General features: G+C 59.2%; 11 protein-coding genes and 1 pseudogene. 4 read left to right on the top strand and 8 right to left on the bottom strand.

Annotated elements, in window-relative coordinates:
* Positions 1-137 precede the first annotated feature (137 nt).
* On the top strand, positions 138-1,079 hold the full coding sequence (locus PLJ71_06670; protein HQM48353.1) for a glycerophosphodiester phosphodiesterase family protein: 942 nt from the start codon (positions 138-140) through the stop codon (positions 1,077-1,079).
* 352 nt (positions 1,080-1,431) lie between these two features.
* Here PLJ71_06670 and PLJ71_06665 read toward each other — a convergent pair whose 3' ends face one another.
* Together PLJ71_06665 and PLJ71_06660 are read right to left on the bottom strand one after the other, a co-directional pair.
* Positions 1,432-2,748, bottom strand: coding sequence for a radical SAM protein (locus PLJ71_06665; GenBank protein HQM48352.1), 1,317 nt, complete (start codon positions 2,746-2,748; stop codon positions 1,432-1,434).
* Positions 2,749-2,803: 55 nt separating this feature from the next.
* On the bottom strand, positions 2,804-3,520 hold the full coding sequence (locus PLJ71_06660) for an acyltransferase (protein HQM48351.1): 717 nt from the start codon (positions 3,518-3,520) through the stop codon (positions 2,804-2,806).
* A gap of 248 nt (positions 3,521-3,768) precedes the next feature.
* Here PLJ71_06660 and PLJ71_06655 point away from each other — a divergent pair, with 248 nt between their 5' ends.
* Positions 3,769-4,749, top strand: coding sequence for a PilZ domain-containing protein (locus PLJ71_06655; GenBank protein HQM48350.1), 981 nt, complete (start codon positions 3,769-3,771; stop codon positions 4,747-4,749).
* 12 nt (positions 4,750-4,761) lie between these two features.
* On the opposite strand, the gene PLJ71_06650 is transcribed toward PLJ71_06655, so the two are convergent.
* From PLJ71_06650 to PLJ71_06640, 3 genes and pseudogenes are all read right to left on the bottom strand, one after another.
* A complete protein-coding gene (locus PLJ71_06650) occupies positions 4,762-5,889 on the bottom strand; it encodes a class I SAM-dependent rRNA methyltransferase (protein HQM48349.1) in 1,128 nt (375 codons plus the stop codon).
* A 58-nt stretch (positions 5,890-5,947) separates the two neighbouring features.
* Positions 5,948-7,162 carry a sugar ABC transporter substrate-binding protein gene (locus PLJ71_06645; protein ID HQM48348.1) on the bottom strand — a complete coding sequence of 405 codons (1,215 nt, stop codon included), beginning with the start codon at positions 7,160-7,162 and terminating at the stop codon, positions 5,948-5,950.
* A gap of 87 nt (positions 7,163-7,249) precedes the next feature.
* Positions 7,250-7,711 (bottom strand): annotated as a pseudogene (locus tag PLJ71_06640) (phosphate-starvation-inducible PsiE family protein).
* Positions 7,712-8,259: 548 nt separating this feature from the next.
* On the opposite strand from PLJ71_06640, the gene PLJ71_06635 reads away from it, so the two are divergent.
* Together PLJ71_06635 and PLJ71_06630 are read left to right on the top strand one after the other, a co-directional pair.
* On the top strand, positions 8,260-8,565 hold the full coding sequence (locus PLJ71_06635) for a hypothetical protein (protein ID HQM48347.1): 306 nt from the start codon (positions 8,260-8,262) through the stop codon (positions 8,563-8,565).
* A 235-nt stretch (positions 8,566-8,800) separates the two neighbouring features.
* Positions 8,801-9,775: a hypothetical protein gene (locus PLJ71_06630; protein HQM48346.1), complete on the top strand. Its 975-nt coding sequence runs from the start codon at positions 8,801-8,803 to the stop codon at positions 9,773-9,775.
* Positions 9,776-9,873: 98 nt separating this feature from the next.
* On the opposite strand, the gene PLJ71_06625 is transcribed toward PLJ71_06630, so the two are convergent.
* The 3 genes from PLJ71_06625 to PLJ71_06615 all read right to left on the bottom strand — a co-directional run bounded on the left by PLJ71_06625 (position 9,874) and on the right by PLJ71_06615 (position 14,162).
* Positions 9,874-10,524, bottom strand: coding sequence for a hemolysin III family protein (locus PLJ71_06625; protein HQM48345.1), 651 nt, complete (start codon positions 10,522-10,524; stop codon positions 9,874-9,876).
* Positions 10,525-10,593: 69 nt separating this feature from the next.
* On the bottom strand, positions 10,594-13,344 hold the full coding sequence (locus tag PLJ71_06620; GenBank protein HQM48344.1) for a bifunctional YncE family protein/alkaline phosphatase family protein: 2,751 nt from the start codon (positions 13,342-13,344) through the stop codon (positions 10,594-10,596).
* 41 nt (positions 13,345-13,385) lie between these two features.
* On the bottom strand, positions 13,386-14,162 hold the full coding sequence (locus tag PLJ71_06615) for a dienelactone hydrolase family protein (protein ID HQM48343.1): 777 nt from the start codon (positions 14,160-14,162) through the stop codon (positions 13,386-13,388).
* Between the last annotated feature and the right edge of the window lie 411 nt (positions 14,163-14,573).

The following is a 14,573-nucleotide window of genomic DNA, read 5'->3' as shown; positions in this document are numbered from 1 at the left end:
CGCCGTCCTCGTCGACAGCGAACACGCCGGGCGGGTGCACGACAGTCCGGCCCACATGCCGGAAGTGCGAATACGCGACATTTCCGAATTGCCGGAGATGTGCGCTACTCTATGACCGCCATGAAGGAGTGTGCCGCATGAAACCGCTTGTTCTGCTCGTTACGATTGGAGCCATTGCCATGACAGGTTGCGCCACGATGGGAAGAACCGGCCGCAGGGACTCGGGCATTGACGTCGTCGCCCACCGCGGCGCGAGTGCCAAGGCGCCCGAGAACACCCTTGCGGCATTTCGTCTCGCCCACGAACTCAAGGCCGATTGGTTCGAACTTGATTGCACCCTTACCAAGGACGGCGAGGTCATCTGCATCCACGACGGCACCGTGGATCGTACGACCAACGCCAAGGGCGAAGTCTCCCGGATGGCCTTGGCGGAACTGAAAAAACTCGATGCCGGCACATGGAAACACCCGGATTATGCCGGCGAACCGCTGCCCACCCTTGCCGAGACCCTCGATTTCGCCAAGGGAAAGATCGGGGTGTATATCGAGATCAAGGACAGCGCCGACGACGCGGAACTGGAGCAGGCCATACTCGACCGCGCCAGGGACATTCCCGCCCTGACCCCCGAACAGGGAGCGGAGATACTCGCGCTAATCGCCAACAGCGGCTCGCGCAACTACGAACTCACGCAGAAAGTCATCCGTCTCGTGCGTGAACGCAAGATGGATAAGCAGGTTGTCGTTCAGTCCTTCTCGCCCGTCTGCTGCGCGGTGGCCAAACTCTCCGTCCCCGGCTTGCGGGTCGAGTTCCTCAGCGGGCTCAAGGCCGAAGAACACGATAAATGGGAACAGGGAGCGCGGTGGGTGTTCCTGCTGGGGCTCGATGGATGGAACGCCAACGCCGAAGGAATCACTCCTGGCCGCCTTGCCGCCATGCAGGCAGCCGGACGCAGCATCGCGGTCTGGACCGTTGATGAAATCCCCGACATGCGCCAGTTCGCGGCGCTCGGCGTCAACGCCATCATCACCAACCGCCCCGACGCCGCACTGCGCCTCCTCGAAGAACTCGACCAGCACTGACCCAGGCGCCCGCGCCGCGGTTTCCGATGGATGTGTCTCCGAAACGGCCTGGATGCCGAATACGCATCCGCAGATCACACAGATGAACGGAGTGCCTTTGTGTGGAGGTGCTTCTTATGATGGAACCACTAAGGCGCTCAGCTGTGGCGTGGTCTCCGGACCGCGCCACTCTTATGACCGCTAGGTCTCCAAAACAGTAAGCGCGACGCGGCGGTGTCGGGCGGCTGGACATACGGATTGGATGACGGGGCCATCACGGCCATGGGAATGAGTAACAGCATGCATTCATTACGGAAATGGAGATCAGGGTGACCATGAATAATCACCTTCTCTATTCATCAGTCCCCCTCTATCAGGACTGGACCTTTGACTCGCGGAGATGTTTCCGGAAACAGCGGCGCCGCCACTTGGTCTCTTCCGTGCCGTAGACGAGAGTGATGAGGCGGTTGAACCCTTCAGTGAGTTCCTCGGGGCTCATGCGTCTGGGAACGAAGTTGACGTCGTAGAGGGTGCATTTGTGCCAGGCCCTGGGTTCGAGCAGCCGTCCTTCGCGGAGCAGCCGGTCGTACAACGGCGTGCCGGGAAACGGTGTGAGCACGGTGACCTGGACGTCGAACAACTCCGTATTGTGGCAGAACTTATACACTTCATCGAAGCAATCCGGCCCTTGGGCGTCCATACCCAGGACGAAACAGCCCAGGACCGTGATGCCGTGGGATTGGATTCTGCGGATAGCTTCAGCGGCCCCGCGGGTATGAAAGCTCTTCCAGTCGCTTTTGAGTTCGAGGCCGTGCAGGTCGTCGGGCGAGGGGCTCTCGAATCCGATCAGCAGTTGAACGCATCCGCTTTCCCTCAGAAGGGTCAGAAGCTCGGCATCGTGGGCTACGGCGATATCGGTCTGGGTAAACCAGCGGACCTGGCAGTCTTTCATCTCGCGCAGGAGACGTTTCCAGTAGCGCATATCGACGAAGCTGTTGTCGTCGGCAAGTTCGATAAACGGGCGTTTCCAAAGAGACTTAATCTTGCCGATTTCGGCGAGCACGTTTTCGATGGGTTTTTGCTTGTACTTGCCGGCGATCAGAACCGAGCTGGCGCAGAACTCGCAGCGGTGCGGGCAGCCTCGGCTCGTTTGCACGGGCAATCGGTTGTATCTCTTGAGATTCAACAGCTCGTATGCGGGCATGGGCGACCGGGCCATATCGAAACAGGCATTCAAGTCGCCGTAGAACCGCTTGAGCCTGCCTCGTTCGCAATCGCGCAAGAGGTCCAGCCAGCACATTTCGCCTTCGCCGATGACGACGGCGTCGCAGTGCGCGGCCGCCTCTTCCGGCAGACAGCTCACGTGAGGGCCGCCAATGACCGTGGGGATGCCCAGTGCCCGGTACTGCTCCGACAACTCGTATGCCCTGCCGATCTTGGCGCTGTAGCTCGAGATAGCCACGAGATCGAAATCTGATGGGAGGGGGTCTTCCTTCTCCAGGTCGTCCAATTCCCAGTACTCGTATTGATGTTCGCCGCCGGTCATGCCGGCCAGGGTGAGCAGAGCAAGGCTGGGGAGCGAGGCAATGTGGTTCCAGCGCTCCGCGATGCCGTACAACGACCGGCCCAGTGCATTCACCTGGGGATCGTAGGGACGAACACCGTTGATCGCCATGAGACCAATACGCATGCCTATCCTCGATGCGGGGCTTAATCCACGCCCCTCTGGACGCCTCGAAATGCTCTCAGTCTAAATCGACTTGTGCCATGCGCTCATGAATACCCAGCGATTCCATGAGTCTGTCGCGTTCCTCGGCGGCGCGGTTGATTCCATCGAGGGCGGCCTCCTGGATGGCGCGGAGTTCTTCCTCGTAGGGCGTTTCCTTGATGCCGTATTTCTCGATGAGCGCGCCATACTTCTTCTGCATTGCCGCGGCAACCGGTCCCTTTATGCGATGGCCCATTTTGCGCGCCGGATTTCCGCCCCATACTTCGAGTGGGCCAATATCCTTGACCACGAGGCTGTTGGGCGCCACGACGGCGCCGTCGCCGATGGCAACACCGGGGCCGATGTAACAGCGGCTGGTGATCATGACGCAATTGCCAATGACGATCGGTTCCGCAATGTGCGGGGTCAAGCGCCAATGCTCTGCCGTGCCGTACACGAGATGATTGGTGTCCCGCACAACGGTGAATTCGGCCATGCCCGTGTATTTACCGATCTTGACCACGGTCGTGGCTTCCAACAGGCAGTAAAAGCTGATGCCCGTGCGGTCGCCGATGAGGATCTTCCCATCGCCGTTAGTACGCATGATGACGTTATCGCGGATCTTGACGCGCTCGCCCAACTCGACGTGGCCCTCGACCAGCAAGTTCTTACCCAGAAACCGGCAGCCCTTGCCTATTTTCACGAACTTACGGCCGTGTTTCCACGTACGGTAACGCCGTACCACATTTCGCATGTTTCGCCCCCCATGCCCCACCTAGTATAACGACGGAGACAGACAGGCTCAATTGCCTTGTCCACGCCACTATCTCAACGCCGGATCCCCATTTGAATCCCCCTTGACGAGGTGGGCCCATTTGGCACCGAAGGATGATGCGTGGTACCCTATGCGAGTAGAATTGTCTCTGTAATGGCCGTCAGGCACCAATGCAGATACGGCAACGGGGCGAACGGCAGGGGACACTGGGTTGGCGGAGAGACGACATGCTTAATGAGCATTGGGAGATGGATGGCCTTTTCGCGGTCGGATGTCCGGCAGTAATCCATACGAATCCCGGAGATCGGGATGAAAAGCGCTATTCCACAGTTGTTCGAGGATGGTATCAGGGAAGCTATGTTCTATTGGATAAGCCCGTTACGGATGAAACCAGTACGCCCTTCGCCAAATCGCAGCGGTGTCTGGTCCGTTTTCTGTCCGAAGGGAAGGCGTGCGGATTCCCTTGCACCCTTCTCAAGATCGGCGACAATGCGTCCCCGTATCTTCGGGTGTCGTGGCCTCGCAAGCTCGAGTGCGTCGACATTCGCAAACACGAGCGGCTCGCAGTGCGCGTGCCATGCAAGATCCTCCGCCAGGGGCAGAACGAGGTCGATGGCGAGACCGTTGACGTGAGTGCCGGCGGTTGCGGACTCTGGACGCAAACGCGTGTCGGTCCGGATACTTCTATCCAGGTGTCGTTTCATTTGCCCGACGCCAGCACGGTTTTGGGCGGCCGCGCCACGGTGCGCAGCGCCCGCGCCGTCGGGAAGGGATTCCTGCTCGGCTGCATGTTCGACGAGGGCGAGGAGGCGTGCAGAACCTGCGATGCTTTTGTCGCGGCGGCCACCGGGCACGCGTCCGCGGGAAAGAGCCAGAAACGCGCGCTGTTGTTGGAGAGCGAAGACGTCCGTTCGGACAGCACACGCGTTCGTCTCGAGAAGAAAGGGTATCTTGTAACCACCGTGTCCAGCGTCGTCGACGCCTTTTTCAGCCTGCGCAAGGCGCCTCCGAGTTGTTTCTGGGTCGGCGCCGGGCAGGGCGGAATCTCCGCGGTGGATATCTGTCGCGTTCTGCGCGGGACACGGGGTTTCGAATCGTTGCCCATCTATGTGATCGGCGGCAACGACGCGGGGCTTGTCAATGAACTTAAGCGGCTGAATGTGGTGTATGTATCCTCGATCGAAGCGATGGAACGGGTTCTCGTCTGAGTGGTGCCGGGCTTACATGAGCCGGAGGGCGGCACACGTGAGATAGGCCGTTTCCGGCATGCCCATCAGCACGGGGTGGTCAGGGGCCGCTCCGCACACTCGAACCACCCAGAGGTCGCGCTGGGCGCTTCGGCCCGCCCGCTTGAGCATCTCCAGGAACTCCGGCGCGTCTACAAAATGCGAGCAGGATGATGTGAACAGCCAGCCTCCCGGCGCCACGGCGTCCATTGCCAACCGGTTCAGGGCGAGGTAGGCGCCGAGCGCGTTGCGTTTCTGGCCGCGTGCCTTTGCCAGTGCCGGAGGATCGAGCATCACGACATCGTAGTGCTTCTTCTCGTGGAGCGCCGTCTGAACATCCGCGCATTTGAAGGAGCACCGGGCCTCGACCCGGTTCAATCGCGCGTTCTCGGCAGCCATCTCGATGGCTGGCGCCGAGGTGTCAAAACCGATGACCTCTTGCGCCCCCCAGCAGGCTGCGGACACGCCCCATAGACCCGTATAGCAGTGTCCGTCCAGGACTCGTGCGCCCTTTACGATGGGTTCGAGCATGCGGACATTCTCCCGCTGATCGAGGAACATGCCTGTCTTCTGCCCTTGCTCGACATCGACATGGAACCGGATGCCGTTCAACGACACTTCGATCGGAGAAAGGAACTCGCCGAAATGCAGGGCCTTTCCACCGGCCTCGAAGCGCACGCCCCTTACGTCTCCGGATTCCATAATGGCTTCCGCAATGCCCTCCGCGTGGCCGGCATAGAAAGGGCTGCCTGCCTGGACGGAAACCATGCAATCGTACCGGTCCGCTATCAACGCAGGAAGGCCGTCGCTTTCCGCATAGACCCAGCGGTAGACGGTCGAGCCGCCGTAGAGCTGGTCGCGATAGCGGCGCGCGCGGTGAATGCGTGCCCGCAACAGCTCGCCGTCAATGGGCTTATCCTCGAGCGTGAGGATCCTGACGGCGATGCCCCCCGACGCCTGAAAGAAACCGCGGCCCACAAACCGGCCTCCATCCGCCAAAACGTCGACCAACTCCCCGTCCTGAGCATCCGGAAGCGACGCAAATTCATTGCGATACGCCCAACGATGCCCCCGAAGGAGCCGGCGCTCCTCCTTGGGCTTCAATATGGCTGCGTGTGGCACGTACCCTCTTTCTGAACCGGCGGCACCATTGGGAGGCCGCCGGGACCCGTGAAGTTGGTCACATCTGTTTTCCGCGTATCTGGTCGATCTGAGCCGCCAGAGCGTCCAGCGCCTCCCGGGGTGTCTGCCGCGCGCTCAAGGCCTGGTAGAGCGCCTCCCGGACCGCGATGCCAATCTCTTCCCATTTGATAAGCGGTATGGTTTTCCCGTGGGGAATCACGTCCACGAACACCTTCCAGAGGGGGTCGTCCTGGAAGTGGGGATCCTGGGCCACCGTCTTTTTCTCGGGAATCAAGCCGAGTTTTGTGTACGCCAGCCGCTGCTCGTCCCGGTACGCGATATCAATGAAGCGTTTGGCCAATTCCTTCCTCGTGGAGTAACGCATGAGCACAAGGTGGTCAGTAATGAGCTGGGTGACGAGTCTCTTGTCGGCGGGAAGCGGTACTACGCCGAAATCAAGGCCCGGGGCATTCTTGCGGCACTGCTCGATGGTCCACGGCCCCTCGGCGAACATGGCCAGGCGGCCCTGCTCGAAAAGCCGCCGGGTTTCTTTTCTGCTCCACGTGGTGAGTTCCGGCTGTGTTACGTGATACTTGTTGGCCAAGTCAACGTAGAACTGAAGCGCTTTGACCCCCGCCTCGCTGTTTAGTGTGCACCTCCCGTCAGCGTCAAAGAATTCGCCCCCGGCCGACCAGAAATAGAAATAGAGGTTGTCGTCCGTCTCGTATTCGCGTTTGCCAGGCAGGCCCAAGCCATAGACATGCGGCGGATTGTTCAGCGCGACCGCTGCACCCAGCTGCTCCTCCCAGGTTTTCGGCGGGTTGATGCCGGCCTTTTCGAAGAGATCCCTGCGGTAGAACAGCGCCTTGGTCGAGGTTGCCCAAACCAGCCCTAACACGTTGCCTTCATATACCCCCTTTTCGAAGAGCACCGGGTAGAACTGATCTTTCAGGCTCTGGCCGACAAGCGTATTCAGAGGTTCCAGATGCGGCGCAAACTCGGCCAGCCAGATGTCCGGCACCACAACAAGGTCGGGTCCCGTGCCGTCCGCCGCCCATTTAGCGATAGCATCGTGAGCTTGGTCCCATTTGTCGAATGTCATTCGAACGGCTTCGCCGGTTTCCCGGGTGAACACCTGCCCGAGCTGGTCCAGGTATTCCTGTTCGCCGGGCATGTCGTATGACCACACCTGGACCCAGAGACCCGCATCCTGAGCGAACGCCCCGGCCGACGCCAAGATCAGAGATGCTGCCAGAAGAAGTCTGTGTTTCATGGGATTCTCCTCCCCGCCGCCGTTCTTCGGATGGCGATGTCAATCGTACCGTGTTGCCGGGTCCCACGCAAGACGGCGGCACATCGGCTATTTGGGAGAAGGTTCTCTTGGAGTGTCTCGAACGTCTCTATCGCCTGCTCTCACAACCGCCAGGTAATAACCGATACTCATGGCAAGCACCAGCGCCGCAATCGAAAATATCACGAGAGGGGTCGTATCTTCGTCCTTGACTTCCAGAATGATGACTTTCCGTGCGATGGCCATCAGAGCCGTCGCCATCACGGTCTTCACGTGAATGACGTCTTCGCGCAAGTAGACCGTGATATTGACGAAGATCTCGATGGCTGTCAGCACCGCCATGAACGCGCCGAACGTGGCGAGGATGTCGCTGATCTGGAGCCTCAGATAGGGCGGTTTGAAAACGCTCTCGACCAGTATGGCTAGCACATCTAGCACACCTCAGATAGTTACCGGGGTCATGAAGATGGCCAATCCGAGGACCACGGTTCGTATGACAGCTCCGCAGCGCCCGCACAAGGAGTTCTTCAGGAATAGCGTGCACGTTGCCTCTGACCATAGCGGTTGCGCGCTCTTTGTGTTCGTTTTTGTCCAACATGCCTTGCCACCCCGCGGATTGTTCGCCGCACTCTGTCGTACACCGGCTAACAAATTCAACATCAAATACTTAGCGAACAGCGCGCAGAGATTAAAAACACTCTTCGTGCCGTCGTATTTCTCTCTTTCGGTGCGGCGGAACCATAAAATCTCTAAGATATTTGCGGAACGCACCGGTTTTTTGGTAAATTCCAGATATACATAGCCGAGAAAAGGCGTTTAACAAGGCAGCAATGGCCCGAGTCGGAGTGTGTAACCTCACCGTAAGCCGATACACTTGATTTGGGCTGACCGAACTGGGCAGTTTGAAAAGACTCAGCATTATGTTACACTTTATTGATTCTTTTGTAGACTATTGCAGGTGAGAATGAGAGGTAGTGACTATGTCTGGTCTGGACTTTTCACCTGCGAGTGATGGCATGGCTACCCCAGGGGGGAAAGAGTCAAATGGGTGTGCCGCCTGGCCAGAAGGGGGAATTTCGTTGACGCAGCCCGAGATTTATGCCGTTCGACAGCACCAGCAATCGCTTGCTGAGGTGCGCGGCGTCGAAGTCAGTTTTCAGGAAGCTCTTGAGGATTGGCAGGAAAACCACGCCCTCAGGTGGCGTGAGGAGCGCCAGCGCCAATATCTGGCTATGCAGCGCGAGGAAATCCAGCGGTACAAGTGGATCGAGTCCGAGAAAGCACGACGGGACCTCGGAGCTCAGGCCGTCTTGGACTGGATAGGCAATTATGCTGAATCCTGGCGAGCCTGGTACGAGCGAGAACACGGCGAAAACCTGAGTTGACCTGCCGTCATTTCGAGAATGCGGCACCCCTCGCGCTCGTAATCTCTAGCGCCGCACGCGTCTCTTCTTGAGGAGTCCCATCTTTCCGTCAAAGAAGTCCCGGGAACTGTGAAATGTGTCTGGGAATAAATATGATAGCGGTGTCTTTCCGGGTCTGCAGGCCTGATGGCAGGATGCCTGCGAGTGCTGTCCGGTGGAATGAATGAAGGGCGATTTTGTCGAGGAGGCTTGAAACATGCGATGGAACACACTAATCGGGGTCAGGAGGATCAGCAGACGGAATGTCCCGGCGGAGACGTTCATTGCTCTGGTCGCATTTGGGGTGATTGTTGTGGCGGCCGCTCCCGCGGCTGCGGCGGCGTTGAAGGCCGAGCCCGATGTTCTTGTATTCCATCGCACCGATGAGTCCGTGGCAACGGTGCTCACGCGGGACGGACAGCTGCTGCCCGCTGCCGAGATGGGGGAGATCAAGCTTTGGGCAAGCGGCCACGACTATGACGAGATGTTCCGTTATGACAGATCGGACGGGGCACTGAGACTCACTCCAACCGAGTATTGTGAAGTCGGCAGCTACGACCTTGTGCTCAAGACCTCTTCAGGCGACCTGAAGCTGCAAGTGTTTACGCCGCTGGATGAGATGCCGGGAACGTTGGAGAAGGTGGCCGCCTCGATGGGGATCACGGTAGAGGAATTGCGCAAGCGCATGGGACTGGTCACATCCCTGGGGACGGCGGAGGTGACTTTCACCTTGCCGGAGGTCTATTACGAAGGGCAGGCGCTGGACTTGCAGCTCGATGCCATCGAGGGCGCGACCTGCACGTGGAAGGTAAACGATACCGTCGTTGCGGAGGGCACCGGCGCCGTCCGGCTGTTCTATGTGTTTCAGAAGCCTGGACTTGCGATTGTGGAATATACCGCTTCTCGGGGGGGCCAGACCATTACGTCCGCAAAGGATTCAACGATGGTAGCCAAGGTGCCTGCAATCGAGTGGAAGGTACCCGCGAAGGTCGAGTTCACCCTGCGCGCAATCCCGGGATACGGAAAGTACACCTGGACCGTGAATGGAAAGCCCGCAGGCCAAGGGGACGCGATGACGCATACCTTCACGGAAGCCGGTCCCGCGACCATCGAATGCCTGTGTGAAGAGCCGGCCTCGGGTCCTGAGGGGACTTTCCTGCGCATCTCGTATGAGGTAACAGTTACAGGATAGTACCGGTGTGTGGGGGGGCAGCAACGCATGGCGTGCGCCGCATCGGCGTGCGGAGTCTCGCTTACCGGCGGGGCAGCGTCTCGCAGGCGAATTCTGGCTCATCCGTTCTCGGGCAGGACAAAGAGCAGGAACGAGAGGAAGTGGAGCAGGCTTCCGCACAGCACAAACAGGTGCCAGACCGCGTGGTTGTAACGCAGTTTTCCCATGGCATAGAACAGAACGCCGAAGGTGTAGCATAATCCGCCGCCCACCAGCCAGGGCCATACGCCGGCGGGCATGGTCTGGATGAGAGGCTTGATGGCGATGATCGCTGTCCAGCCCATCATCACATACCATAGCGTCGAGACGATTTCGAACCGCCCGGTATAGAAGATCTTGAAGAGAATCCCCGTGATAGCCGACGCCCACACGAGACCGAACAAGGTCCAGCCCCAGGCGTCGCGCACGACGACCAGCACGAAAGGCGTATAGGTGCCTGCGATGAGCAAATAGATGCACGAATGATCGAGCCGGCGCAAGAAGGGGCGAAAACGCCGCGACGGAACGGCGTGATACACCGTGGACGCAGTGTACAGGGCGATAAGCGACGCGCCGTATATGCTGAACCCCACGATCTTCCACGGGTCGCCTTGAAGGCTCGAGAATACCACCAGCACGGTGAGGGCCGCGATGCTGAGCGCTACAGCCACGCCATGGGTGGCGGAATTGACCAATTCTTCACGGCGAGTCTGCTCTCTCCGTCCAAACATTGGGTATGGGAACCTTTCCATTGTTGTGTCGCGTGTGCGGTATTGGTTTGACGTGTTGAACCCCGGGTCCTATTCGGCTCTCCGGGGGCCGTGACCGGTTTCCCCTGAATGACCGTACGTGTCGGTATCCAGGAACTCCTGATGGTCGAGGGGTACAAAATCGTTCAAGGCCTGCCAGTTGAACTCCCGGTCGAAGGGATCGAACGCCTTCTGCGGGTCAAAGACTTCCTGATTCACGGGTAATGCCTTGTATGGCGCGGCGTTGGCCGGTTCGGCGTCAAACATGTCCGACAAATCAGACGAGAAACCGTCATACTGATTCAGCGGAGGCAGACCGTGTATGAGAAACATCGTTTTCAGGATGCTGCCGAAGCTCGAATGCGTATTCGAGACGTATCCTTTCTTTGCGTAGGGGCTTATGACCATGCAGACGGAGCGGTGTGCGTCTACGGTATCACGGTATCCCTGCGCGTCGTCCTCAGTGACGAAAATCACGGTTTCGTTCCACCATGGGCTGTGGCTGATTAGCTCGACGAGACGGCCGAGGGCAAGGTCGTTGTCGCTCATGTAGGATCCCCAGAAGGGGTAGCCATCAGCGGGGCGCTCCCCGGCTCCGTGGTCGTTTGGCAGCATCATGGTGATTACATCGGGAAAGGGTTCCTTGCCCGAGACCCATTTTTCGCGGAATTCCTGCTCGAACATGTCCATTCGGAACTGGTCGGGGATGTTTGTGTTGTAGGTGGCGAAGATGCGCGAGGTATTCTCGAACAGGGGCTGCGGCAACGGGTAATTGGTGTTCAGGCGAATGCCGGTATACCGGTATTCCTGCTCCTCTTCCTGGGGTTTGAATTCGAAGCCCAGTCCGAAATTGGAGAATCGGATGCCGTTACGGTCGAGGTGTTCCCAAATGGCGCCCGCTTCGTTATAGTCCTCCGGATAAATGGCGCCGGAAGACCCTATGAAAGAGAAGTTCCCGGGGCCATTGCCTTCAGCGGATTCTCCAATACGCGCTTCCATGAACTCGTTGGGGTAGGTGCCGACCAGCCAGCGATGGCCATCCACGCTGTGGTCGGAGTCGCAGTAGAAGTTGTCGTTGATGGCGAACCGCTTGGCCAGAGCAACATGGTTGGGCATCAGGACGACGTCTTTGACCGTGCGGGTGTTGTCGGCGTTGGTGATGTCGATTGGGCGGCCGAGGCGGCACAACTCCGCGTCGCCTCTTCCTCCCGGCAGCGCTCCAAAGACCTCGTCGTAGGTCCGGTTTTCCTTGGTGACATAAATGACGTGTTTGATGGGGCTCTTCCATTTGCCGGGCGCAGCCGGCACCGGATGGTTCCGGGCTCGGCCATCAGATTCCGCGAGGATAATCGCGACGTTATTCTCGACCACCTGTTTGGTAAGCGTATCGAGTTCTTCCTGGGTCTGCGGCAGGTCGATGATGTTGATGTATCCGCGCATGAGGGCGCCGATACCCGTCGGGTCGCCCTCTTTATGATTGGGGCCGGCGTTCGGCCCTGAGCCAACGCCTTTGGCGCAGGCTACGTAGAGCCGTTTCCCATCGGGAGATACCGCGAGTTTGCTGGGGAACCACGCAGTGGGAATGTGGCCAATGACTTGGTGGTCGCTCAGGCGTACGATGCCGATGGCGTTAATGCCTGCTTCGGCAACGTATAACGTGCTATGGTCCGGAGAGAGCGCGACGCCAAACGGGATCATGCCCCGGAGATTCGCCGCGAGCGGATGCAGGATGAGGTCTATATCCTTGTCGCGTTTGCCCGAGCGGGCATGTATCACGGTGATGCTGTCGTTGCTGCCGTTTGACACATAAACATGCGATTTGGTCACGGCGATGGAATTGGGGCTGCTGCCGCCCACGGCCGGAAAACCCTCGAGCTGTTCGCCCACGAGGTGGCCGGTTTTCGTCTTGCCGACGACCTTCTCCTTCCCCGGACGCGAAATGCGGAGTTTCCAGACCGACATGCCCGCGATGTCGTTCGGGTCGCCAAGGCCCTGCACCACCACGCCGTCAATAGTCACACCTTCCTCGGCCTCTTTCGAGGGCACTCCGAAGGGCGGGAACGGCAGCTTGGCATAGTTGCCGTCCTGTGTTCGGAAGTATGAGTATTCGTATATCCCCACGTTGGCCACGTAGGCATGACCCCCGCCGGGGGACAGAGCGATGCCAAAGGGGTAGCGTCCTACCGGTATCGACCGGACGACCGCCCGTTGTTCAACATCGATGATAAGCATCCTGAAGTTCGATTGATCGCAGACGTAAAGAGTTCTCCCGTCGTGGCTTAGCCGCAGATCGCCAGCATAACCGTTTCGGAAGTTCTGGCCGTCGGCATCGTGGGCGCAATCGATGCGAAACAGCCGGGACCGCGCCTCGAGGTCGAATGCGGTGACGCTCCAATCCCCTCCCCCGGCGACATACAAGGTCTTATTGTCTGGAGCAATGGCCAAGCCCATGAACGCCGCATCGAGCACCCCTTCGCCGGGGTTCTGATCGTCGGGGATGAAGAAAACCTCCGGAGCGCCGGGGTTTTTCATATCAAGAATCGAGAGTTGGGGGCCGTCGCTGCTGACGGAGACGACCCAGCGCCCGTCCGCGCTCATGGTCAGGCCGTAGGGATGGGGCCTGACCCGGAACATCCCGCCGGAAGGCGTGATGCGCCGGCCGTTTGGGAGGACGCTCATTCCGCCGGGATTCAGCGTGGGGTATTCATTGTGTGCGGGCGCCCGCATTATTACTTCGGCGGCGCCGGCCAGCGTTGCGGCCGTGATCACAGTCAAAGCGAATGCTGTACGAAAATACGTCATGGTTCCTCTTTCCAATTCTGATGGGACTCGGTAAACACGCTCTATTTATAGGCTGGAGTCCCCACAAAAACAAGTTCCAGGAAATTGAGCATGGCTATCCACGAGCGCCGTGCGGCGGTAGGCTCGAACCGGGCGCCTTCCGAATCAGCTTCGGGGTTCGTGAAGCTGTGAACCGCTCCCTGGTATTGCACGAACTCGAATTTGGCGTTTGCCGCCTTCATCTCGTCGAGGAACGCCTTGACTTCGGTCTGGGGCACGTGGGGGTCATCGGCGCCGTGGCACACGAGGATGGCGGCCGCGGGGCGGCGCTGGTCTTCGGGGACCTTCGAGGCAAGGCCTCCGTGAAAACTGACTACGGCTTGCACGTCAACGCCGAGCCGGGCCATTTCGAGCACGATGGTGCCGCCGAAGCAGTATCCGATGGCGGCGATGCGCGCCGGCTCGACGCCGGGCTGCGCCCGGAGCACGTTGAGGGCGGCCTCGAACCTTCGCCGGGCAAGGGCCGGGTCGTTTTTGAACGTGGCGGACCACTCGGCGGCCTGGTTCGAGTCTTTCGCGAGTTTACCTCCGCCGTACATATCGAGGGCGAACGCCACATAACCAAGTTCGGCGAGGCGCCGCGCGGTATTCTTCGCTTGCTCGCCCAGGCCGGTCCAGTCGTGAACGATGAGAATACCCGGCGCGGGTTTCTTGACAGCCGTGTTTCGGGCAAGGTAACCGGTCAGTTCGGTGTCGCCCTCGCGATACGTAATGGATTCCGTTTCTACTGCGGCCTGGGCTGTGGCTGCAGCCAGCAACAAGACGGTTAGAACGCGCATGAGAAGTCTCCTGATGGGTGTCACGGGCCTGATTGACAATGCGCCACCTGCGAAAACAGCCATCTGGTCGAGTTTAGTTCCCGGGGCCACATCTCTGGTCAAAGTACGCTATTGGATGTACACGAATCAACGGACGGCTGTCCACCCCGATCGCCGGATAAGAAAGTCCTCGCTGGAGGGATCTTATTGTCTCCCTAAAGACAGGAATGAACTCACACGGAGACACAGGGAACACGAAGATGGAATCCCCCGAAACAGAATGAGACAGGAAGCATCATCGTGGCTTGCGGGGTGGCGCTTCATCGCGAGACGGGTCCCGGGCCGTTGGACACGGTGTACGAAGCGGTTCTTGCACGCGATTTGGAGGCCCGGGGTCTGCGCGTGGCACGGCAAATTCCCATCCCCATCGAG

This window comes from Candidatus Hydrogenedentota bacterium (assembly GCA_035416745.1).
Classification (GTDB): domain Bacteria; phylum Hydrogenedentota; class Hydrogenedentia; order Hydrogenedentales; family SLHB01; genus UBA2224.
Note: the sequence above shows the minus strand (reverse complement) of the source record. Positions and strands in the feature narration are given on the sequence as shown.